Below are 21,899 nucleotides of genomic sequence, written 5' to 3'. Positions count from 1 at the left end.
GGAGGCGATATGGCAGCAATAACCTTTCACCTAGACGTAGTAAGTGCAGAGAAACAGCTTTTCTCTGGTCTTGTTGAGACGTTTCAGGTGACCGGTAGTGAGGGTGAGCTTGGTATTTTCCATGGTCATACTCCACTGCTGACCGCTATCAAGCCTGGTATGGTGCGTATTGTTAAGCAGCACGGTCACGAAGAAATCATTTATGTTTCTGGTGGTATGGTAGAAGTTCAGCCTGGTACAGCGACTGTACTGGCTGATACAGCTATCCGTGGTGAAGAGCTAGACGCAGCAAAGGCGGAAGAAGCTAAACGCAAGGCTGTGGAGAATATCCAAAATCAGCATGGCGACATAGACTTCGCACAAGCGGCCGGTGAACTGGCTAAAGCCATTGCTCAGTTACGAGTTATCGAACTGACAAAACAGCGCCGCTAATCTTTTATAAGATTATTGGTTCTGAGCTAAAGGCGACCTAAGGGTCGCCTTTTTGTTTTTTTGCATTCTCATAATTGCTTGTTTACGTATTGCAACCGATTAAATGGTTATTCCGATTTAAGTTTTTGCCTCAAAACGGTTACAATATCAGCTTAATAAAAATTACGTCGGATAGGTTTACAATGAAGTTTAGCGCGGTAATTCTTGCAGCGGGCAAAGGTACTCGCATGTACTCAAACACACCAAAGGTTCTGCATACTCTTGCGGGCAAACCAATGGTGAAGCATGTGATTGATACCTGTAATGGTCTAGGCGCTCAAAATATCCACTTGGTTTACGGCCATGGTGGTGACCAGATGAAGGCTACTTTGGCTGAGGAATCGGTAAATTGGGCACTGCAAGCAGAACAGTTAGGTACAGGCCACGCGGTTGATCAGGCATCAGCGCACTTTGCTGACGATGAGAAAGTACTGGTACTGTATGGTGACGTTCCCCTCATCTCGCCTGAAACTATTGAAAACCTATTAGACGCTCAACCAAACGGTGGTATCGCACTACTTACCGTTGTACTGGATAACCCAATGGGTTACGGCCGTATTATTCGTCGCAATGGTCCAGTTGTGGCGATTGTTGAACAAAAAGATGCAACGGATGAGCAGAAGCTTATCAAAGAGATCAACACCGGCGTTATGGTTGCGACAGGTGGTGATCTTAAGCGTTGGTTGTCAGGCCTAAGCAATGACAACGCGCAAGGTGAATACTACCTGACTGACGTTATTGCTGCAGCTCATGATGAAGGTCGTGCGGTAGAAGCGGTACATCCAGTTAGCCCAATTGAAGTTGAAGGTGTGAACGATCGCTCTCAACTGGCTCGTCTAGAGCGTGCTTACCAAGCTGAACAAGCAGACAAACTGTTGAAGCAGGGTGTTATGTTACGCGACCCTAGCCGCTTTGATCTTCGTGGCGAACTGCAGTGTGGTATGGATGTTGAAATCGACACTAACGTTATTATTGAAGGCAGCGTAAGTATTGGTGATAACGTGATTATCGGCACCGGCTGTGTTTTAAAGGACTGTGAAATTGATGACAACACGGTTATTCGTCCATACAGCGTCATTGAAGGTGCAACTGTTGGTGAAGACTGTACCGTTGGTCCATTTACTCGCCTACGTCCTGGTGCTGACATGCGTAATGATTCGCACGTTGGTAACTTTGTGGAAGTGAAGAACACTCGTCTTGGTGAGGGTTCTAAAGCGAACCACCTAACATATTTAGGCGATGCTGAGATTGGTCAGCGTGTTAACGTTGGTGCTGGTGCTATTACTTGTAACTACGATGGTGCGAACAAGTTTAAGACCGTCATCGGCGATGACGTATTCGTTGGTTCTGATAGCCAATTAATCGCCCCTGTTACTATCGGCAATGGCGCGACAGTAGGAGCGGGTTCAACGGTAACACGTGATGTTTCTGAAAATGAATTGGTAATCAGTCGTGCTAAAGAGCGCAAGATTGCGGATTGGCAGCGCCCAATGAAGAAATAAGCTTCAACTCCTATCTGAGACTCTTATCAAAGCCAGTAGCGGTCAACGCTACTGGCTTTTCTATAAAGCTAGAAGCTAGTCTTGCTTCTCTTCTGCTACAACACGAGAGTTATCTGGTGCTGCAAAGTGTTCTGAAAGCTCTTTGTTCGACACAATGTAGCCAATCCACAGGGCGCCTAAACAAATTACAACTGCAATACCTGTTGCACTTAGTGCTTGGCTTGCCATTGCTGCTACCAATGCGCTTGATAGGCCGCTGATGCTGATTTGCAAGCTATTCTGTAGACCAGCTGCTGTTGCTGGGCTTTGTTTCGCACTTGATAGAGCACGGTTTACCACGATTGGGTAAAGTGCGCCATTTGCTACTGCAATCAGACAGAAGGGTGCAAGTAGAGGCCAGATTGATGTCAGTTCCCACTGTGATGCGATAAAGATAAGCATTGCAGCAACGCTGAATAAACCAATCAGGTTTCTTAGTACCACGCCATCGCCATATTTCTTCACTGCTTGCTTACCGAAGTAACCACCCGCCATGAATGCGATCGTCTGTGGGATGAAACTCAGACCGATGTCTTTTGCTTCGTAGCCTAACTGAGCCATGATCTCAGGCATACCCGTTAAGTAAGCGAAGAACGCTGCAGAAGCCGATGCAAACATCAATACGTTGCCCACGTAAGGCTTCGATTTAAGCAGCATCTTGATATCAGTCTTAACTGATGTTTGTTTTACTTCTGGCGCTTCTTTTGGTTGAGCCATAGTGGTTGCCACTAGCAGCGCACCCATCAGTGTTAACGTCACGAAGATACTGTGCCAGCCAAAGTTATCTGCCAGTAGTACACCAAGTTGAGGTGCCAGAGCTGGGGACAACGCCACTAAAGGCATGATGGTTGCAAAAATTTGTTGGCTGCTGCTCTCAGAGTAGCGCTTGATAACCATAGCTTGCCAGATTACCGCTGGTGCACATACGCCAATGGCTTGAATGAAGCGCAGCGTCAGTAGATGCCATACCTCAGTACAGAATGCCAAACCGAACGAAGCGGCAGTGAAAATAAAAAGACCAACCGCCAGCGTATTGCGGTGACCATATTTATCACTCGCTAATCCCCAAAGCAGTTGACCCATTGCCATACCGCCAAGGAAAACAGTAAGAGATAGTGCGATCTGCTCAGGGCCGGTTGCGAAATCAATCTCCATCGCCTTAAATGCAGGAAGGTACATATCGGTCGCGATAAAACCTAGCATTGAAAGTACTGCAAGGTAGACCAATTGAAATTTAGAAATATTCATAAGATGCCATTACGCTAATAGTAGTGATGTTTTTAACATCAAAAAAATTGTTTGATATACAGAGCTTAAAGTCCCTGTTTATTATTGTTGACATTCTATTTTTCGGATCTGATAAAATAAAACGCTAAAATATGTGGTTATCAATCAAAAAATTTGAAGGCTTATGTTCTCTAAATCCTCTCTAGAAATGCTCGATACTGTGGCGCGCTTGGGTAGCTTTACGGCGGCGGCTGAGCAGTTGCACAAAGTGCCCTCGGCGATCAGTTACGGTGTTAGGCAGGTCGAGCAAGAATTGGATGTTTTACTTTTCAGGCGTTTACCGAGAAAAGTCGAGCTCACTCCGGCAGGTGAACTCTTCATTGAAGAGGCGCGTGCACTACTGAGGCAAATGGAAGAAGTCAGTGCCCAGACTCGTCGAGCAGCTCGTGGTTGGAAGAAGACCTTGCGTCTGACGCTCGATAATGTGGTGAAGCTCGATAAGATGAAGCCGATGATTGAAGAGTTTTATCAAACCTTTGAGTTTGCCGAGCTACAGATCAACATGGAAGTGTTTAACGGCTCTTGGGAAGCAATAGCACAAGGTCGAGCCGATATCGTGATTGGCGCTACCTCTGCGGTACCTGTGGGCGGCGATTTTGAGGTCAAAGACATGGGGCAATTAGATTGGGCGTTTGTAACGTCGCCAAGTCACCCGTGTGTGCGCGAACAGAATCTCAATGAAGAGTTCGTGAGCCAATATCCAGCCATCTGCTTGGATGACACCTCAAGCGTGCTGCCTAAGCGTCACACTGGCCACTACGCCAATCAAAGGCGTTTGCTGTTACCTAATTGGTATAGCGCTATTGAATGCTTGAAGAACGGTGTTGGAGTAGGGTACATGCCAAGGCACATTGCCATGCCGATTATCGAACAAGGTTTGCTGGTGGAGAAAGTCCTGCCAGAGCCGAGCCCGTTGAGCCAGTGCTGCTTGGTGTGGCGAAAAGACGATAACCACAAGTTGATCGAGTGGATGGTCAACTATTTAGGATCCAGTGAACAACTTCATCGAGATTGGTTGGATCATCGTAAAGCGATCTAGTTGAAGGATCATTGTCGGTAAGATCAAAAAGAGCGAGTGAAAACTCGCTCTTTTGTTTTGGTAACTCGCGCTTATGACAAGAAGAACTTGTAAGAGGGGTTATCGGTTTCATCTTTACACTGGTAACCAAGCTCTCTGAGGTGAGTCGAGAACTGAGCTAAATCATCATCATCCAGTTCGAAGCCACATAATACACGGCCGTAATCAGCGCCGTGGTTACGGTAGTTGAACAAGCTGATATTCCAGTGAGTACCTAAGGTATCAAGGAACTTAATCAATGCACCTGGGTATTCTGGAAACTCAAAGCTGTACAGGCGCTCCTTCAATGGTCTTGATGGCTTGCCACCAATCATGTAGCGAATGTGCAGTTTTGCCATCTCATCATCAGACAGATCGACAACCGGATAGCCACCTTCACGCAGGTCGTCGATGATATGATCAAGTTCTTCCTGTCCACCATTGAGACGCACACCAACGAAGATGTTCGCAAGGCTGTCATCGTTATGACGGTAGTTAAACTCAGTCACAGCACGGCCGCCAATGATATTACAGAACTCGAGGAAGGCACCTTGTCGCTCAGGAATCGTAACCGCAAGTAGACCTTCGCGCTTTTCACCCAATTCACAACGTTCAGACACATAGCGCAGACCATGGAAGTTGGTGTTAGCACCAGATAATACCGTTGCTAGTTGTTTGCCTTGCAATTGGTTCTGCTCAGCAAACTTCTTCAAACCTGCCAGAGCAAGCGCTCCTGAAGGTTCAGCAATCGCACGAGTGTCTTCAAAGATGTCTTTCACCGCAGAGCAGATCTCATCGCTAGACACAGCAATGTGACCATCGATGTAATGCTGACACAGACGGAAGGTCTCTTCACCAATGCGCTTAACTGCAACGCCATCGGCAAACATGCTGACTTGATCCAATACTACTGGTTCACCTGCATCTAGTGCTGCTTTCAAGCAAGATGAGTCTTCGGGTTCAACCGCGATGACTTTTATTTCTGGCATCAACTGCTTAACCAACACAGCAACACCAGCAGCTAAACCACCACCACCGACTGGCACAAAGATGTAATCCATGTGACCATTTTGTTGAAGCATCTCCATACCCATGGTGCCTTGCCCCGCGATCACTAATGGGTGATCGAAAGGAGGTACAAAGGTGTAGCCATGTTCAGCGGAAAGGCGTTCTGCTTCAGCCTTCGCTTCATCAAAATTACTGCCGTGTAGAACTACGTTACCGCCAAAGCCACGTACAGCATCAACCTTGATGTCTGGTGTAGTTTTTGGCATCACAATCGTGGTTTGAATACCAAGCTTAGAACCGGACAGCGCCATACCTTGAGCATGGTTACCCGCCGATGCTGCAATCACACCTGCGGCCTTCTGCTGCTCTGAAAGGCTTGATACCATGTTGTAGGCACCACGTAGCTTGAACGAGTGGACCGGCTGACGGTCCTCACGCTTTAGCTGAACCTGATTACCAATACGAGCACTTAAGCGAGGCATCTCTTGCAGAGGTGTCACGATTGCAGCTTCGTAAACTGGTGCTCTCAGGATCTGACGCAGGTAATCTGCACCAGTTTGTTTTTGGGAACTGACCGTGTCATCATTCATAGGTTAGCCCTCAAGCTTCGACTTATCACGCACCGCGCCTTTATCAGCACTGGTTGCCATGCTTGCGTAAGCTTTTAGCGCGAATGAGACTTCACGCTGACGATCCGCTGGTTTCCAGCCCAGTGCATCCTGCTTAACGCGACGTGCTTCTAGTTCTGCTTCAGGCACATCAAGTGTGATCGAACGGCTAGGGATGTCTATAGTGATGATGTCGCCATCTTGAACCAGGCCGATAGTACCGCCACTTGCTGCCTCTGGAGAAGCGTGACCGATAGATAGGCCCGATGTACCACCAGAGAAACGGCCATCCGTTAGTAGTGCACAAGACTTACCTAAGCCCATCGATTTTAGGTAAGTCGTTGGGTAAAGCATCTCTTGCATGCCCGGACCACCTTTAGGACCTTCGTAACGGATAACAACGACTTCCCCCGCTTTTACTTTACCGCCTAAGATGCCTTCTACGGCTGTGTCTTGGCTTTCAAATACGATAGCTGGACCTTGGAATTTCAGGTTCTCTTCATCAACGCCTGCTGTCTTAACGATACAACCGTCAACGGCGATGTTACCTGAAAGTACCGCTAGGCCACCTTCTTGGCTGAATGCATTCTCTTTAGTACGGATACAACCTTCTTTGCGGTCGTCATCAAGGCGATCCCAACGACAATCTTGCGAGAAGGCTTTAGTTGTACGAATACCTGCTGGGCCCGCGCGGAAGAACTTAAGTACCGCTTCGTCTTCTGTCTGCATGATGTCGTATTGAGCAAGCTGCTCTTGCATACTCAGGCCAAGCACGGTGCGAGTTTGGTTATTCAATAGGCCTGCACGGTCTAGTTCACCTAGGATAGCCATTACACCACCAGCGCGGTGAACATCTTCCATGTGGTATTTCGGTGTTGAAGGAGCCACTTTACATAGGTGTGGAACACGGCGAGACATCTCGTCGATATCACCCATATCAAAGTCGACTTCACCCTCTTGAGCCGCTGCCAATAGGTGAAGAACAGTGTTACTCGAACCACCCATCGCGATATCTAGAGCCATCGCATTTTCAAAGGCTGCGCGGTTCGCGATATTACGAGGCAGTGCTGATGCGTCATCTTGCTCGTAGTAACGCTTAGTCAGGTCAACGATACGTTTACCGGCATTGATGAATAGCTCTTCACGGTCTGCGTGAGTTGCTAGCATAGAACCGTTACCTGGCTGAGACAGGCCAAGCGCTTCGGTTAGACAGTTCATTGAGTTAGCCGTGAACATACCTGAACATGAACCACATGTTGGACATGCAGAGCGTTCTACTTGCTCACTTTGCTCATCTGAAATTGTTGGATCGGCACCTTGGATCATCGCATCAACAAGGTCTAGCTTGATGATTTGATCGGAAAGCTTGGTTTTACCTGCTTCCATTGGGCCGCCTGATACAAAGATCACTGGGATGTTTAGGCGCATAGCTGCCATCATCATTCCCGGAGTGATTTTGTCACAGTTAGAGATACATACCATCGCATCCGCACAGTGAGCGTTAACCATGTACTCTACTGAGTCTGCGATAAGTTCACGTGATGGCAGTGAGTACAGCATGCCGCCGTGGCCCATTGCGATACCATCATCAACTGCGATGGTGTTGAATTCTTTAGCGATACCGCCCGCTTTCTCGATTTCACCTGCAACTAATTGGCCCATATCTTTAAGGTGAACGTGGCCTGGTACGAATTGAGTGAAAGAGTTTACAACTGCGATGATTGGCTTACCGAAGTCATCATCTTTAACGCCAGTTGCACGCCATAAAGCGCGCGCACCAGCCATGTTGCGTCCGTGGGTAGTCGTTGCTGAACGATAGATTGGCATTGCTTAAATCCTTATAAAATATTTGGCTGTTGCTTACTGATTGTCTGAAGTTTTGTTTTCTGGGTAAACATAGTCTAGCCAGCCCCACTTATCTTCAGTGGTACCATTGAAAAGACCAAAGTAAGCCGCTTGAACTTTTTCAGTGATAGGACCGCGTTTGCCTTCACCTACTGTAATTTTGTCTACACTGCGAACTGGAACGATTTCCGCTGCTGTGCCTGTCATGAAGACTTCGTCGGCAAGGTATAGCGCTTCGCGAGCAATGTTCTCTTCACGGATCTCATAACCCATGTCTTTTGCTAGCGTCATGATTGAATCACGCGTGATACCCGGCAGAATTGCACTGGTCGCTGGTGGTGTGGATAGCACGCCATTACGTACTACAAAGATGTTTTCACCTGCACCTTCAGAAAGATAACCATCGACACTGAGAGCGATACCTTCATCGTAACCATGACGACGTGCTTCACCACCAACCAGTAGTGACGAGAGGTAGTTACCACCCGCTTTCGCAGCCGTTGGGATGGTGTTTGGAGCTGCACGGTTCCAGCTTGAGATCATCGCATCTACGCCATTTTCTAGCGCTTCTTCACCTAGGTAAGAGCCCCAAGGGAAAGCGGCGATGATTAGGTCCATCTCCGTGTTTTCTGGAGGGCATACACCCAAACCAACGTTACCAACAAAGCCTAAAGGGCGGATGTACGCAGACTCTAGCTTGTTTTGACGTAGTGTTTCACGAGTCGCTTCCATAATTTCTTCCTCTGTATAAGGAATCGGGAAGCGGTATATTTTAGCTGAGTCTTTCAGGCGCTTTGCGTGCTCTGGGTGACGGAAGATCACCGGACCTTTTGGCGTGTCGTAGCAACGTACACCTTCAAACACTGAAGTACCGTAGTGCATTGCGTGGGTTAAGACGTGAACGTTCGCTTCTGCCCAAGGAACCATTTCACCGTTAAACCAAATATAGTCTGCCGTTTTTGCTGTCATGTTTGCGGTTCCTTATGCACTTATCTTTTGTTGTAAGTTGTTGTTTGGCAATTCATTACGACTGATAGAGATAACGTCAACGGTACGTACATCCCACAGTTTTTCGATTTGATTGACCAAGAAGGAAATCGGACGCTCACTGTCGACAATGATTTCAACGCTGGCGATTTTGCTTTCATGGTTCTGAGTGCCGGCTACTTGCTTGACGATGAAACCACGGTGACGAATAACACGAAGAACACGCTCTAGTAGTACTGGCTTATCATCGGCTTTGATGTCTAATAGGTATCTTTTCATGTTATGTGTTCTCCAACATATCACTGTTTGAAGCACCTGGCGGTACTAGTGGCCATACGTTCTCTTCTTCATCGATAAGAACATGAAGTAGGTAAGCCGTCTTGCTCTCAAGCATCTCTTTTAGAGCGGGTTCTACTTCTTCTTTGCGAGTGATGGTCTTACCTGGGATATCGAAGGCTTTCGCTAACATCACGAAGTCAGGATTGTCATCTAAGATGGTTTCACTGTGGCGACCATCAAAGAACAGCGATTGCCATTGGCGAACCATACCTAAGCGAGAGTTGTTTAGCAGAACCATCTTCACTGGGATTTGGCGGCGTTTTAGCGTACCAAGCTCTTGCACGTTCATCATGAACGAGCCATCACCAGAGATAAGGATAGATTGGTCGTCAGGACGGCCAACCGAAGCACCCATCGCGGCTGGTAAACCAAAGCCCATGGTGCCTAAACCGGCAGAGGTGATGAAGTTCTGTGGATCGCGAGGCTGAATATGCTGTGCAGCCCACATTTGGTGTTGGCCCACGTCCGTTGAAACGATAGAGCTTGCTGGCATCATGTCTGACAGCTGTTTCAACAGCAGTGGAGCAAAGATCAGATCGCCAGGGTGGTCATAGCGCCACTTGAATGAGCTACGTAGGCCTTCTGAGTGGTGAACCCAAGAAGAGATATCCTGAGTAAGCTCTAGTTGAGGCATGATCTTGTTGATGTCACCACGAATTGGCGCATTAGCCAGACGTAGTTTGCTGAATTCAGCTGCATCGATATCGATATGGATAACCTTAGCGTGAGGTGCAAAGGTATCGAGCTTGCCAGTTACTCGGTCATCAAAACGAGCCCCAACAACAATTAATAAATCACTCTCTTGAACCACTAGGTTAGCGGCTTTGGTGCCGTGCATACCTAACATGCCTAAGTAGTGTGGGTCGTCACGCTCAATGGTACCTAAACCTTTCAATGTGCTTACTGCTGGCATTGGGTTTAGACGTAAAAACTCACGAACTGCGCCGGTAGCTTTTGCCAGTTGTACACCACCACCTACGTATAAAACAGGGCGGGTTGCTTGAGATAAGAAGTATTGTGCCTGTTCAATCGCATCGGTTGTCGCAACCGGAATTGCAGGAGGAGTAAATTCCGGAAGGGAGTTAACAGGAGCTTCAGCCAGTTGAACATCCTTGGCGATATCAACGATAACGGGGCCAGGTCGGCCAGATTTTGCTACCACAAACGCTTCGGCTAGTGTTGGAGCTAGCTCTTCGATGTCGGTGACTAGGTAGCTGTGTTTAGTACATGATAGAGACATACCAATCACATCCATCTCTTGGAATGCATCGGTACCAATGTGGGAGCTTGCAACTTGACCTGTGATTGCAACCAGTGGGATAGAGTCCATAAAGGCATCGGCTAGGCCTGTGACTAGGTTAGTAGCACCTGGGCCTGAGGTTGCCATACACACTGCCACATCTTGTGTTGCACGAGCCATACCGATCGCTGCCATTGCTGCGCCTTGCTCATGGCGACATAAGATATGTTCAACTCCACCGTCATAAAGTGCATCGTAGATTGGCATGATGGCACCACCTGGATAGCCGAATACGGTTTCTATTCCTTGCTGCTTTAGTGCGGATACGACTAATTCTGCGCCTTTCATCGGAATTCTCCCGTATTACCTTTATTTTGGTAACTTTTTCCTTTGTCTCTGCACATCTTATGCTCCCATTCTTCCTGTAAATCGGCAAAGCCGAAAATGTTCAAAAATATAAAATTCGAATCTATAAATTAGAAAAAACCCCCGGACTTGTCAGTGCGGGGGTTTTTTCTAATTCGTGGTTACTTTTTTCCCACTCGCCCCCGCGCAGTCTCAATAATGACTACGATAATCAGGTTAATCAGTGCGTAAATGCGAGCGTTGAAGTTCATATAATTCGAGTTTTCTTGTTTATTCTGTTCAGTAAATGACTACATCTCTAGTGTTATCACACAAATCTGTCGCATGACAAGGAAAATGTCATTCTTTTTTCACATTAAAACACCATTCCACCAAGCTATATAACAATCTTATTGCTTTGGTGCACAACGAATATCCAGAGCGAATACTTTTAAATCAAAGACAAAGGAAAGTTATGGGACTCGCGATAATTCATAGCCGTGCTAGTGTGGGGGTAGAAGCGCCAGAAGTGACGGTTGAGGTGCATATCAGCAATGGAATGCCGGGGTTCACGCTGGTGGGGTTGCCTGAAACGACAGTCAAAGAGTCCAAGGATAGAGTCAGAAGTGCCATCATCAATTCTCGCTTTGAGTTTCCATCGAAAAGAATCACGGTCAACCTTGCTCCAGCGGATTTGCCAAAAGAGGGCGGCCGTTTTGATTTACCGATTGCGCTTGGAATCTTAGTCGCCTCTGAGCAACTACCTAACTTTAAGATCGCGCAACATGAGTTTATTGGTGAATTGGCATTATCGGGAGAACTGCGCTCAGTGAAAGGGGTACTGCCAGCGACACTGGCTGCTGATAGTGTCGAGCGCTGCTTAGTTGTGCCGCATCACAATGGTGATCAGGCGGCCCTAGTGGGTAAGGGGGCCCATAAGTCGGCTCAAACCCTATTGGAAGTTTGCGCAGATATGTGTGGTCAGGCTCAACTGGGTTTGTATCGTACTGAGCAACATCAAGTCGATGTGTCTGAGCTTCGCGACTTGCAGGACATCATCGGCCAACAGCAGGGTAAGCGAGCATTAGAGATCGCAGCAGCGGGTAACCATAACTTACTTTTTCTCGGGCCTCCCGGAACGGGCAAGACTATGTTGGCGTCTCGTCTACGTGATTTATTACCTGACATGAGTGATGACGAGGCGATGGAAACTGCATCGGTGGCTTCGTTAACTCAGCAAGAGATTAATCAGTACAACTGGAAGCAACGTCCGTTTCGCGCACCACATCATTCGAGCTCAATGGCTGCGCTGGTTGGTGGTGGCTCTGTACCTCGACCCGGAGAGATATCTTTGGCGCACAATGGCCTTTTGTTTCTTGATGAAATGCCCGAGTTTGAGCGCAAGGTGCTCGATTCATTGCGTGAGCCTCTGGAATCAGGTGAAATCATTATCTCGCGTGCGGCGGGTAAAACTCGTTTTCCTGCTCGTTTTCAGTTGGTTGGTGCACTGAATCCTAGCCCGACAGGCTACTATGAGGGGAATCAAGCACGCGCTAACCCACAGATCATTTTGCGCTACCTCAACCGACTATCAGGGCCGTTGCTTGATCGATTTGATATGTCTCTTGAAATTCCACTTTTACCTAAAGGAATGCTCGCCGAAGGTGGTGATCGCGGCGAAACCACCCAAGTAGTAAAGCAAAGAGTTAAGCAGGCTCGTCAAACCATGCTGTCTAGGAACCATAAATCGAATGCACTGCTCGGTAGTCGAGAAATTGAAAAGTACTGCCCATTGAGACGCGAAGATGCGGAGTTTCTCGAAACAGCACTGCATCGTTTAGGGTTATCGATTCGCGCCTATCACCGAATCATTAAGGTCGCACGAACTATTGCTGATCTGGATGGTAACGAGCAGATAGAAAAGAAACACTTATCGGAAGCTCTCGGTTATCGCGCGATGGATAGATTATTGAAGCAACTTACGGCACAAGCTGTGTAGTGAAAAGCAGAAAAAAGCCTGCATAGATACAGGCTTTAGTTTGATAGTGCATCCGTATCGGTTGGGGTTAGAACTTGTAGTTCAAGCCAACCGAAACGATGTATTGAGACTCATCATAGAAGGTAATGTTCGAGTCGCGCGTACCGTAACCTGCAAGAGAAATGAACGACCAGTTTTCCCAACCCATGAATTGATCATATTCATATGCGGCGAATAGGTTGATGTTGTCATCACTGCGCTTCTTTTGGAAAGTCATGCTGCTTGCATCGTAAGAGCGCTGATTGTAACCCGCTGTTAGTGCGTATTGGTGACGGCCCATACCACCAAACAAGCTAACCTCACCACCGAACTGTTCGAACGATGCCGCATCGCCGTCTGCATCACTGGATTGATAAATCAAAGACGGTATCAGCATCATGGTGCGGCTAATTGGTTGGCGATACTGACCTTTCAGGTAAAAGGTATCGGCGTCTCGCTTTAGTGCATCTTCAACTAAGTCGTTTTTTACCTCCTTAGTTGCGTAAGCCATATCCAGTGAGAACGCAGAGCCAGCGATGTTTTCAAGTGTGAGACGGAACGCATTACCGGTTTCATCGGTTTTAGTGCGTGCTGAGCTCGTGTTGTATGGATCAGCCCAAGTTTCACCAGACATGATGGTTGGCAATAGTGAAGCTTCAATGACCATGCCTGACTCAAGTTGGTATTTGTAACCAACCTCAAGAACTACCTTACCCGTTGCCACGTCATCACGTGCAGTACCTGTGTAAACTTGATGGTTTAGTTTTTCACCAAAGGTGTACGCAATGCTGCCTAGAGGCACAACTATAAACGAGCTCTCGGATGAGGCTTTTTGATTGATTGATGAAATTGTGCTTTCTGCATCGGTATTAAAGTTTGAGGTTGAAGAGGTGACACCTGTGTTGATCGATATCTCACCACTGAAGCCTTGCTCATCAGCAAGCTTGGCGAACGCGGGCGCAGCGGCAACACTAAGCGCTAATAACGTATATTTGATTTTCATTCAGAGGCTCCTTGCCCCAGTGATTGGTAGCAATAAATCGCTATTGACAAAAAGCTGTAGAAAACAATAACGCCTAAAAGTTCACTTTATCGTGTGTCTTATAAGTGTTGACTGAAACGTGTCCCCAAACAATGTTTTTGTGAGAGATAACTAAAAAGTGCCTGGTGCAAAAAAGGAAGCCAAAGCTTCCTTAATTTGGATTTTGATTTTTTACTTTTTCAGTAAGAAGTTAACCAACTCGAAGTATTCATCTAGGCCGTTGATGCCTTGTGCTTCTACTAGGTAACGATTATTTACTATAACGGCAGGAACACCAGAAAGGCCGCTATCTTTGAATGCTTTATCAAAGCGACGAACCATGGAATCTACTGCAAAGCCGTTGTAAGCCGCATCAAACTTCTTTGCATCAATCCCTTCATCTATAAAGATTTGACGCAGTTCTGTTTCATCGCGTGGTGGCTTGCGCATATTGTGAATGCGGTTAAACATCACTGGTACCATTTTGTCTTCGACTTTTAGTGCAATCATAGTCGCGTAAGCTTTGCTCATTGGCAGGCCCATTTTGCCACCCATGAATGAAACATGGTTTTTCTGCAGCGTAGCGTCTTTCGGTAACTGCTGTTTTAGCTGCTGGATGATAGGTTCAAAGCTATTACAGTGTGGGCAGTAGAACGAGAAGAATTCAGTTACCATAGGTTTCTTTGATGCTTTTAGATCAAGAACTTTATAGTGCTCACCTTCGTTAAATTTCGCAGCGTGAGCTGATAGGCTCAACATGATCAATGAGAAAAATGCGAATAGCTTTTTCATTTATTCAATCTCCATTATGTTTGAATTTTTATCTAGTTGTATGTTGCGATTGCGGTTACCACTGAGGCATTAACGAAAGTGGTGGCTCTTGCAGGGTAGCAATTTGCTCTTTACAGGCAAGTACTTGTTGCTCCCAATATTTAGGATCATTGAACCATGGGAAGGCCAACGGAAACGCTGGATCGTCCCATCGCTTAGCTAACCAAGCCATATAATGCACCATACGTAGACCGCGCAGGGGCTCAATTAGTTTCAGTTGTGAGCTATTAAAATCGCAAAACTCTTGGTAATTCTCTAGCAGAATATCCAGTTGCATCAGCTTATCTTGGCGTTCACCATTGAGCAGCATCCATAGGTCTTGGACCGCTGGGCCGTTACGTGCATCATCGAGATCGACGAACATTGGCCCATCGCGCCATAAGATATTACCTGGGTGGCAATCACCATGCAGGCGGATGTTCTCAATGTTGTTCGGCCATTGACTCTCTAACTCTTTGATCAGCATGTCGATGTCGTTAAAGAATGCGTTCTCTAGATGCATCGGGATAAACTGAGAGTTTTCTAGGATCTTACGTGGTTGATGCAGATATTCATCTAGGCTGATCGTCGGACGATGCAGAAAGGTTTTCGCTGCACTCGCCTTATGAATTCTGCCAAGGAAACGGCCAACGCCTTCTAATTGATCCAGATTATCTACTTCATACTGTCTGCCACCGACGCTCTCAAATAGCGCGAACAGGTAGCCTTGATACTCATGCAAGGTAGCACCATTGATACGCATTGGAGGCGCGACGGGAATTTCTTGGTCGATGAGCTCTAATGCAAAGTCATGCTCTTCTTGGATCTGTGCTTTGTTCCAGCGCTGAGGGCGATAAAACTTAACGACGTAGCGTTTACGGTCTTCATCGGTAAATTGATAGACCCGGTTTTCGTAGCTGTTCAGAGCAAGGAGCCCAGATTCAGCTCGTACCCCAATGCTCTCCAGTGCGTACCACATGAAGTCGGGGGTTAGATTATCAAAGTTAAAGGCTTGCATCGTCATATAATAAAAAAGGCTCATTACTGAGCCTTTTTCCATTGATTAGGTGTTATACCAATCGTGTGTGATTAGTATCAGAGCTTCTTGATAAAGCGGCTTTCTACTTCCATCGTAAACTCTTCATTATCCGAGAGTATAAACTGAATTGTCGAAACAGGTGAGCTCAGTTTCTCAGGATCGGCACCTAAACTGATAGGTAGGTTCAAAACCTCGCCCGGAGCAACCTTCACGGTCTGCTTGCCGTACCAAATTGAACCTGGTAATCCGTTGACTTCGAGCTTGTACTCTTGTTCTTGTTGAGTCTTATTGATCACTTTGAGGGTATAGGTGTTTTCAACTAGCCCTTGAGTGTTGACTCTGAACAGTTGGTTTCTATCACGCAGAACGCTTAATCCTGCTGGGTCGACGCTAGCGATTTGTACAAAGAACAAGCCAAGCATAAGAACAAGTATTGCACCGTAGCCTAATAACTTAGGACGCATTACTTTAGTTGATCGTCCTTCAAGTCTATGCTCCGTAGTGTAGTTAATCAGACCTTTGTCATAGCCCATACGCTCCATGGTTTTGTCACAAGCATCAATACACGCACCACAGTTAATACATTCGTATTGCAGGCCGTCACGGATATCAATGCCCGTCGGACACACTTGCACACACAGGTTACAGTCAATACAGTCACCAAGACCAAGCGCTTTTGGATCAGCCTTGCGAGAACGAGGGCCCCGGCTCTCACCACGCTTGTTATCGTAGCCTACGATAAAAGTATCTTTATCAAACATCGCAGATTGGAAGCGAGCATAAGGACACATATGCAGACACACAATTGAACGCATCCAACCAGCGTTAGCATAAGTACAGCCAGCGAAGAACAGTACCCAGAACACAGGCCAGAATGGAGAGTGAAATGTAAAGAAACCAACCACTAGTTCTTTGATTGGAATGAAGTAACCAACAAAGGTTAAACCGGTCGCAATCGCAATCGCCCACCACGCAATGTGCTTGATGGTTTTTCTGATCATCAGGTTGGTAGTCAACTTGCCGGAATCTTGTTTTCTTCGCTTATTGGCAGCACCTTCGAGTTTCTCTTCGAACCAGATATACATGAAGGTCCATACGGTTTGCGGGCATAGGTAACCACACCAAACACGGCCTAAAAAGGTGGTGATAAAGAACAGGCCAAAGGCGGCAATCATGAATAAGATCGCAAGTAAGGTTAGATCTTGCGGGTATAACGTGGTGCCGAAGAAGTTGAACTGCTGGCTACCGATATCGAGCAAGATTGCTTGTCGCTCTCCAAATGGAATCCATGGGGTCAGCGCAAAAAGTAAAAGTAAGAACCAACCACCGTAGCGGCGTAATTGTTGGAATTTACCTTTGCTCTCTCGAACATAGATTCGGTTATTGGGGTTAAATCGATCTCCATTACCTTTATGTGTCTTAGGGTTAAAGGTTTTAGGAGTCACATCTTTGATATCGATTTTATCCTGACTCATGGACTATCCTTTTGGTGGCTATACTCTTCTTCGAGAGTATTGACGACATTGCTTTAAAAATATGATGTTAGAGGATCTAAGCTTAAGTTTGTTGCAAGGCTGAAAGTGCACTTACTCTTATTATTTTAGAAGACCCTTATGGGTGGCGATTATAGCGACAATTTTGTTGTCATTTCTTTAACGCAATCAACCTTTAACAACAAAAGTCATAACAGTTGTGACGAAAAAATAGCGAACAGAAACAAAAAAGCGACCGAGTGGTCGCTTTTTTAAATTGAGCTATTTATAACGCAATGGTGTTTTAACACATAGAGATGATTAAAGTAGGCCACGTGCTTTTAGGATTGCGGTTTTGAAATCGTCTTCTTGGTCTTTTTTAAGGCCAGGAATCATTTCATCTTTCTCGCTGTTGCGCATTTTCAGATGGTAGATAAGAACATCGTCAGTCAGGTCTTCAAGCTTGCCATCGTAGCCTGCTTCTTTTGACAGCTTTATGATGAACTCCAATAAGTTAAGCTCTTGATCTTTTTGCCACTCAGGCTCCATCAATTCAAGCAGTTCTTCGATGCGGTGACACTTCATACTTTATTCTCCACAAATTTTATAATGATTTGTGGGTAAGGTATCAAATAGGTTAAGGAATACCAATGTGTAAACGTATTTCCAGAGTATGTCGGGCAAGAAAAAAGCGCAGTAAAAACTGCGCTTTTTGTTAAGCGGCTTTAATTACTTTTGTTGTAGTCGGTGCTAATAAAGCAGTCTTCTCAACTAAAGTCATTGTCGGAGCCAATTTTTTTGCCGTTGGAGCAGCAACAAAGCCACTACGACGACGCATCGCACTACGGTTGGTGTGCGAGAACCTGACAGCTGTTGGGCGCATTAATTTACCAAACGGTCAGGCATATCCATTGCCAATCTAATGGCCTGATTCACTATGAGATCCGCCTCAATTGCTTGAAGAGTCACTCGTCTGGCTTCCGCCAATCCGAATAGTAAATCAGGATAATGATATGCATGCATATCGAGTATCAGATTATCACTATCTTAGTTATCGATCGACGCTTGAGTGATAAATAGACGATATTAGAGCTAAAATTGTGTGAGCAGTATATTTGAGTTTGAACCTCTTTCAGGCTTAAGATGATGCTTTAAAGGAGGTGCATATGTCGTTCTTAAAGAAAACGTTAGCAAGTTTTGGTATTGGGTCGGCCAAGGTCGATTCTGTATTGCAACAGGAAGCGCTGTACCCAGGGCAGAAGGCGAGCATTATTGTGCATGTGTATGGTGGCGCCCAGCCGCAGGAGATCGACAATATCGATCTTAATCTGTGCTGTCGTTACGTCAAAGAAGTTACCATGAACTCGCAAAGGCAAGAGGGCGGCCAAACGCGCCGCATGCAGCAGACACACTCACTAGCAAAATGGAGCCTGCCATACGCGTTTATTATTCAGCCGGGTGAAACTCGCGACTTTGAGTGTGAGTTTGATGTTCCGTTGAACACACCGGTGACGATTGGCGATTCCAAGGTGTGGCTGGAAACAGGTTTAGACATCGCGATGGCGATTGACCCTTCGGATAAAGATATCTTAACGGTTCGCCCTGATGCACTCCTTGATGGCATTTTTAACGAGCTGGAAGCTCAAGGGCTACGTATTCGTCAGGTTGAGTGTGAAGCGGTTGATGGCTTTGAACTACCATTTGTTCAAGAATTTGAATTTGTTCCAACCACTGGGCCTTATCATGGCCGCTGGCGCGAGCTGGAAGTAGTTGCTCATCGTGATGACAAAGAACTTAAGCTATGGTTTGAAATAGACCGCAATCGCGATGGGGCAAAAGGTATGTTGGCAAGCTTGCTGGGCATTGGCCAATTGCATCGACAGTTGAGCGTTCCACTCGATACCTCCCCAGAAGAGGCGGGTAAGATGGTCATTGAGTACCTAGAAAAAGCGTCTTAGTGTTTTCTAAATAAATGATGTTTAAGGGATCGGTTGTCTCTGATCTTCCGAGATTCTACATGTTATAAAAATTTAAGCTTACACGTGTAAGCTTAATGTGTAATACTAGCGTTATCGAACATTTACTCTAGTAGGATAATCATGTCTGCATCATCGGCGAGCGAATACAGTGACATCGAAGAACGCGCCAATGCGATAACCCATGGCTTGGGCGTTGTACTTGGCGTGGTTGGTCTAATCCTGCTACTGATCCGTGCGTTTGACCATCAAGCCGACACACTGACGATTACCAGTATGGCGGTGTATGGCAGCAGTATTATCCTGTTGTTTCTTGCTTCTACGCTTTACCACTCTATCACCACCGAGAAAACCAAACGTCTGCTGAAAACTCTCGATCACTGCGCGATTTACCTACTGATCGCAGGCAGCTACACACCATTTTTACTGGTTAGCTTAAGAACGCCATTAGCGATAGGCTTGATGGCGGTGATTTGGGGAATTGCACTGGTCGGTATTATTATGAAGATAGCCTTCGTCTACCGATTTAAGCGCTTGTCATTGGTAACTTATTTAGCGATGGGCTGGCTGTCACTGATCGTGGTGTATCAACTGGCGATGAATATTGATATAGGCGGCTTGGTGCTGTTAGCACTCGGTGGCGTGATTTACTCGTTAGGTGTGATTCTCTATGTAGCTAAGCGCATCCCTTACAATCATGCCATCTGGCACTTGTTTGTGTTGGCGGGCTGCGCTTGCCACTTCTTCGCGATCTATCTGTACGTGACTCCGGTTTAGCGAGTCAGTACTTCAACGATTTCTGCTTTAATTTGGTACTCAGGATGTTTCTCAACCTCTAGCTTGATCGAGGTGCCTTCAGCATCCGTTTTTGGCCGAAGGTAGGTATCTGCCATACGCTTGATTGATTTCCAAACGGAGACCGTCTTCTCTTCTAAAAGCTCACCGCTGGCAGAATAAAGGTCGAGCTTTACCGATACCAAGATCACAGCTTGTGTGCTTTGATTGGTAATCGCCGTTGGGATAATCAGCTCACCATCTTTATAGTGGCTAGCACCGAGTACCACATCAACCCCTGATTGTGACAACTGTAGGCTCGGCTTCTTGCTATCAACAACAATCGTCGTACCTCGCACATTCGTTGCAATCGGAACGGCGACAACAGGTGCGGCAGCAACAGGCATCGTACTTTCTGACGTTACTGCTTCTTTGGTTTTCTGTTGTGGTGCCACGTATTGCCACGTAAAATCATCTTTCAGCAATATCTTTTTGCCATCTTGCAGAGTCACCATCTGATCGGCTAATGCTGAACTGCTCAGCAGTGCGCTTGCGATAAGTAGGTATGATCTCATCTCTGTATCCTTAAATATTTGTGTAACTAGCGTCGCCAGAAGGCTGGGAAGAATAGAACGATAAGCGTCAGGATCTCGAGCCTTCCCATCAACATGCCGAAGCTTAGTAACCATTTAGCACCGTCTGGCAGTGGAGCAAAGTTACCTGTTGGACCAATAACACTACCCACTCCCGGACCCACGTTAGCAACTGCAGTCACAGCACCAGAGATACTGGTAATTGGGTCCAATCCCATCGCACTTAAACCGCCTGCGATTAAGATAATCGTAATAAAGAACATCAAGCCAAATGCTACCAATGAGCGCACGATATCGTCGCTCACAGGACGTTGATTGTAGCGCTGAACAAATACGCCTGATGGGTGAATCAACTTCATCATCTGTTTGTGAAGCATCGTCATCGCTATCTGGAAGCGGAATATCTTGATACCACCCGAGGTTGAGCCTGAACATGCGCCAGCCATCATCAAGAAGGCAAACAAGGTGGTGGGTAGTGCGCCCCATGCAGTGAAGTCTTCCAAACCAAAACCGGTAGTGGTGACCACGGATACGATGTTGAACATAGAAACACGCAGTGCATTCAAAACGGTATAGCCATCTCTCACCACTAGCCATGCTGAAATGACCACACTGGTGAACAAGAATAGGTAAGTGAAGCCTTTCACTTGAGCATCTTTGTAGAGGATAGACAGTTTTCTACCGCGCAATGCGCTAACAAAAAGTAGGAACGGTAAGCCACCGAGGAACATGAACAGAGTGCCCACCCAGTGAGCGCTATTTGAGAAGTGGTTCATCGAGCCATCTGAAGTCGAGTAACCGCCAGTCGATAGTGTGGTAAACGAGTGGTTGATGGCATCAAACACGCTCATGCCTGCAAACAGGTAGCTCACTAGGCATAAGCCCGTTAATACCAGATAAACCGCTACGATGTTCTTGGCGACTGTTTTTGCTCGAGGGCTGCTTTTATCGGACCAATCGGAAGATTCAGTTTGGAATAGGCGCATACCACCGACGTTGAGCATCGGCAGTACTGCCACCGCCATTACGATGAAACCAATGCCACCAAGCCATTGCAGTATTGAGCGCCACAGCAGAATACTTGGTGCCATGCTGTCTAAGCCACTCAGTACTGTTGAACCGGTTGTGGTAATCCCCGACATGGTTTCAAAGTAAGCGTCAGTAAAGCTGATGTGATTGATGAATACGAACGGCAGCGCGGCGAAGGCACTGGCTATTGTCCATACCAAAGAGGTGATCAGGAACATATCCCGCACCCCAAGTCTGAACATAGCAGAGCGGCCTAAACTCAAGCAGATGAACGCCACGATGTGCGTGATCACCACTGATTGACCGAATTCGAGAAAACCACCGGTGCCAGTAAAGAAGGCCACTAGTGTTGGGATGTACATGAAAAGGGCCAGTTTTGATAACACTAACCCTATCACTAATAATATAGGACGAAAATTGACCATAGCTTAATGCCTAAG

20 protein-coding genes are annotated in these 21,899 nt (G+C 46.5%); 6 read left to right on the top strand and 14 right to left on the bottom strand.

The annotated features are described in order from the left end of the window. The first annotated feature begins 9 nt into the window (after positions 1–9). Entirely contained in the window at positions 10–432 is a 423-nt protein-coding gene (locus ACTRWI_RS04920; RefSeq protein ID WP_017107532.1) for a F0F1 ATP synthase subunit epsilon, read from the top strand. A gap of 182 nt (positions 433–614) precedes the next feature. Further along, on the top strand, positions 615–1,973 hold the full coding sequence (gene glmU, locus ACTRWI_RS04915) for a bifunctional UDP-N-acetylglucosamine diphosphorylase/glucosamine-1-phosphate N-acetyltransferase GlmU (protein WP_499129713.1): 1,359 nt from the start codon (positions 615–617) through the stop codon (positions 1,971–1,973). Between the two features lie 75 nt (positions 1,974–2,048). Here glmU and punC read toward each other — a convergent pair whose 3' ends face one another. After that, positions 2,049–3,260 (bottom strand): purine nucleoside transporter PunC, encoded by a 1,212-nt coding sequence (gene punC / locus ACTRWI_RS04910; RefSeq protein WP_499129712.1) that lies wholly within the window; start codon positions 3,258–3,260, stop codon positions 2,049–2,051. 163 nt (positions 3,261–3,423) lie between these two features. On the opposite strand from punC, the gene punR reads away from it, so the two are divergent. Then, positions 3,424–4,338, top strand: a complete 915-nt coding sequence (gene punR / locus ACTRWI_RS04905) for a DNA-binding transcriptional activator PunR (protein WP_499129711.1) — start codon at positions 3,424–3,426, stop codon at positions 4,336–4,338. Positions 4,339–4,409: 71 nt separating this feature from the next. On the opposite strand, the gene ilvA is transcribed toward punR, so the two are convergent. The 5 genes from ilvA to ilvG are packed head-to-tail and all read right to left on the bottom strand — an operon-like array spanning position 4,410 to position 10,731. Further along, entirely contained in the window at positions 4,410–5,954 is a 1,545-nt protein-coding gene (gene ilvA / locus ACTRWI_RS04900) for a threonine ammonia-lyase, biosynthetic (protein ID WP_499129710.1), read from the bottom strand. 3 nt (positions 5,955–5,957) lie between these two features. Continuing rightward, on the bottom strand, positions 5,958–7,799 hold the full coding sequence (ilvD, locus tag ACTRWI_RS04895) for a dihydroxy-acid dehydratase (protein ID WP_105025643.1): 1,842 nt from the start codon (positions 7,797–7,799) through the stop codon (positions 5,958–5,960). Between the two features lie 33 nt (positions 7,800–7,832). Next, positions 7,833–8,786 carry a branched-chain amino acid transaminase gene (locus ACTRWI_RS04890; protein ID WP_499129709.1) on the bottom strand — a complete coding sequence of 318 codons (954 nt, stop codon included), beginning with the start codon at positions 8,784–8,786 and terminating at the stop codon, positions 7,833–7,835. A 12-nt stretch (positions 8,787–8,798) separates the two neighbouring features. Continuing rightward, complete coding sequence (gene ilvM, locus ACTRWI_RS04885; RefSeq protein WP_004739310.1) at positions 8,799–9,083, bottom strand: acetolactate synthase 2 small subunit; 285 nt, start codon at positions 9,081–9,083, stop codon at positions 8,799–8,801. Between the two features lies 1 nt (position 9,084). Then, on the bottom strand, positions 9,085–10,731 hold the full coding sequence (gene ilvG, locus ACTRWI_RS04880) for an acetolactate synthase 2 catalytic subunit (protein WP_128162535.1): 1,647 nt from the start codon (positions 10,729–10,731) through the stop codon (positions 9,085–9,087). 472 nt (positions 10,732–11,203) lie between these two features. On the opposite strand from ilvG, the gene ACTRWI_RS04875 reads away from it, so the two are divergent. Then, positions 11,204–12,727 (top strand): YifB family Mg chelatase-like AAA ATPase, encoded by a 1,524-nt coding sequence (locus tag ACTRWI_RS04875; RefSeq protein WP_499129708.1) that lies wholly within the window; start codon positions 11,204–11,206, stop codon positions 12,725–12,727. Between the two features lie 67 nt (positions 12,728–12,794). Here ACTRWI_RS04875 and ACTRWI_RS04870 read toward each other — a convergent pair whose 3' ends face one another. The 6 genes from ACTRWI_RS04870 to ACTRWI_RS04845 all read right to left on the bottom strand — a co-directional run bounded on the left by ACTRWI_RS04870 (position 12,795) and on the right by ACTRWI_RS04845 (position 17,970). Beyond that, complete coding sequence (locus tag ACTRWI_RS04870) at positions 12,795–13,748, bottom strand: DUF2860 domain-containing protein (RefSeq protein ID WP_499129707.1); 954 nt, start codon at positions 13,746–13,748, stop codon at positions 12,795–12,797. A 210-nt stretch (positions 13,749–13,958) separates the two neighbouring features. Continuing rightward, positions 13,959–14,558 (bottom strand): thiol:disulfide interchange protein DsbA/DsbL, encoded by a 600-nt coding sequence (locus tag ACTRWI_RS04865; protein ID WP_499129706.1) that lies wholly within the window; start codon positions 14,556–14,558, stop codon positions 13,959–13,961. A gap of 55 nt (positions 14,559–14,613) precedes the next feature. After that, complete coding sequence (locus tag ACTRWI_RS04860; RefSeq protein WP_499129740.1) at positions 14,614–15,594, bottom strand: serine/threonine protein kinase; 981 nt, start codon at positions 15,592–15,594, stop codon at positions 14,614–14,616. Positions 15,595–15,671: 77 nt separating this feature from the next. Beyond that, a complete protein-coding gene (gene ccoG / locus ACTRWI_RS04855; RefSeq protein WP_499129705.1) occupies positions 15,672–17,090 on the bottom strand; it encodes a cytochrome c oxidase accessory protein CcoG in 1,419 nt (472 codons plus the stop codon). A 318-nt stretch (positions 17,091–17,408) separates the two neighbouring features. Next, positions 17,409–17,672, bottom strand: coding sequence for a YihD family protein (locus ACTRWI_RS04850; RefSeq protein ID WP_171368730.1), 264 nt, complete (start codon positions 17,670–17,672; stop codon positions 17,409–17,411). A 130-nt stretch (positions 17,673–17,802) separates the two neighbouring features. Then, positions 17,803–17,970 carry a hypothetical protein gene (locus tag ACTRWI_RS04845; RefSeq protein ID WP_004739323.1) on the bottom strand — a complete coding sequence of 56 codons (168 nt, stop codon included), beginning with the start codon at positions 17,968–17,970 and terminating at the stop codon, positions 17,803–17,805. Positions 17,971–18,253: 283 nt separating this feature from the next. Here ACTRWI_RS04845 and ACTRWI_RS04840 point away from each other — a divergent pair, with 283 nt between their 5' ends. Next, on the top strand, positions 18,254–19,045 hold the full coding sequence (locus ACTRWI_RS04840) for a sporulation protein (protein WP_499129704.1): 792 nt from the start codon (positions 18,254–18,256) through the stop codon (positions 19,043–19,045). 141 nt (positions 19,046–19,186) lie between these two features. Further along, on the top strand, positions 19,187–19,840 hold the full coding sequence (gene trhA / locus ACTRWI_RS04835) for a PAQR family membrane homeostasis protein TrhA (protein ID WP_499129703.1): 654 nt from the start codon (positions 19,187–19,189) through the stop codon (positions 19,838–19,840). On the opposite strand, the gene ACTRWI_RS04830 is transcribed toward trhA, so the two are convergent. Further along, positions 19,837–20,412, bottom strand: coding sequence for a DUF3157 family protein (locus ACTRWI_RS04830; protein WP_499129702.1), 576 nt, complete (start codon positions 20,410–20,412; stop codon positions 19,837–19,839). The genes trhA and ACTRWI_RS04830 overlap by 4 nt on opposite strands. A 26-nt stretch (positions 20,413–20,438) precedes the next feature. After that, positions 20,439–21,884: a TrkH family potassium uptake protein gene (locus ACTRWI_RS04825; RefSeq protein ID WP_499129701.1), complete on the bottom strand. Its 1,446-nt coding sequence runs from the start codon at positions 21,882–21,884 to the stop codon at positions 20,439–20,441. Between the last annotated feature and the right edge of the window lie 15 nt (positions 21,885–21,899).

Source organism: Pseudoalteromonas sp. G5_S1_14_S5 (assembly GCF_054968605.1).
This window is presented reverse-complemented; position numbering and strand designations above follow the sequence as displayed.

What these genes read in the sequence shown, in the direction of transcription:
- ACTRWI_RS04840 (WP_499129704.1), top strand. Translation starts at nt 18,254, where the DNA reads ATGTCGTTCTTAAAGAAAACGTTAGCAAGTTTTGGTATTGGGTCGGCC.
- ilvG (WP_128162535.1), bottom strand. Translation starts at nt 10,731, where the DNA reads ATGAAAGGCGCAGAATTAGTCGTATCCGCACTAAAGCAGCAAGGAATA.
- ACTRWI_RS04865 (WP_499129706.1), bottom strand. Translation starts at nt 14,558, where the DNA reads ATGAAAAAGCTATTCGCATTTTTCTCATTGATCATGTTGAGCCTATCA.
- ACTRWI_RS04845 (WP_004739323.1), bottom strand. Translation starts at nt 17,970, where the DNA reads ATGCGCCCAACAGCTGTCAGGTTCTCGCACACCAACCGTAGTGCGATG.
- ilvD (WP_105025643.1), bottom strand. Translation starts at nt 7,799, where the DNA reads ATGCCAATCTATCGTTCAGCAACGACTACCCACGGACGCAACATGGCT.
- ACTRWI_RS04830 (WP_499129702.1), bottom strand. Translation starts at nt 20,412, where the DNA reads ATGAGATCATACCTACTTATCGCAAGCGCACTGCTGAGCAGTTCAGCA.
- ACTRWI_RS04850 (WP_171368730.1), bottom strand. Translation starts at nt 17,672, where the DNA reads ATGAAGTGTCACCGCATCGAAGAACTGCTTGAATTGATGGAGCCTGAG.
- ccoG (WP_499129705.1), bottom strand. Translation starts at nt 17,090, where the DNA reads ATGAGTCAGGATAAAATCGATATCAAAGATGTGACTCCTAAAACCTTT.
- ACTRWI_RS04875 (WP_499129708.1), top strand. Translation starts at nt 11,204, where the DNA reads ATGGGACTCGCGATAATTCATAGCCGTGCTAGTGTGGGGGTAGAAGCG.
- glmU (WP_499129713.1), top strand. Translation starts at nt 615, where the DNA reads ATGAAGTTTAGCGCGGTAATTCTTGCAGCGGGCAAAGGTACTCGCATG.
- ACTRWI_RS04860 (WP_499129740.1), bottom strand. Translation starts at nt 15,594, where the DNA reads ATGCAAGCCTTTAACTTTGATAATCTAACCCCCGACTTCATGTGGTAC.
- ACTRWI_RS04920 (WP_017107532.1), top strand. Translation starts at nt 10, where the DNA reads ATGGCAGCAATAACCTTTCACCTAGACGTAGTAAGTGCAGAGAAACAG.
- punC (WP_499129712.1), bottom strand. Translation starts at nt 3,260, where the DNA reads ATGAATATTTCTAAATTTCAATTGGTCTACCTTGCAGTACTTTCAATG.
- punR (WP_499129711.1), top strand. Translation starts at nt 3,424, where the DNA reads ATGTTCTCTAAATCCTCTCTAGAAATGCTCGATACTGTGGCGCGCTTG.
- ilvA (WP_499129710.1), bottom strand. Translation starts at nt 5,954, where the DNA reads ATGAATGATGACACGGTCAGTTCCCAAAAACAAACTGGTGCAGATTAC.
- ACTRWI_RS04825 (WP_499129701.1), bottom strand. Translation starts at nt 21,884, where the DNA reads ATGGTCAATTTTCGTCCTATATTATTAGTGATAGGGTTAGTGTTATCA.
- trhA (WP_499129703.1), top strand. Translation starts at nt 19,187, where the DNA reads ATGTCTGCATCATCGGCGAGCGAATACAGTGACATCGAAGAACGCGCC.
- ilvM (WP_004739310.1), bottom strand. Translation starts at nt 9,083, where the DNA reads ATGAAAAGATACCTATTAGACATCAAAGCCGATGATAAGCCAGTACTA.
- ACTRWI_RS04890 (WP_499129709.1), bottom strand. Translation starts at nt 8,786, where the DNA reads ATGACAGCAAAAACGGCAGACTATATTTGGTTTAACGGTGAAATGGTT.
- ACTRWI_RS04870 (WP_499129707.1), bottom strand. Translation starts at nt 13,748, where the DNA reads ATGAAAATCAAATATACGTTATTAGCGCTTAGTGTTGCCGCTGCGCCC.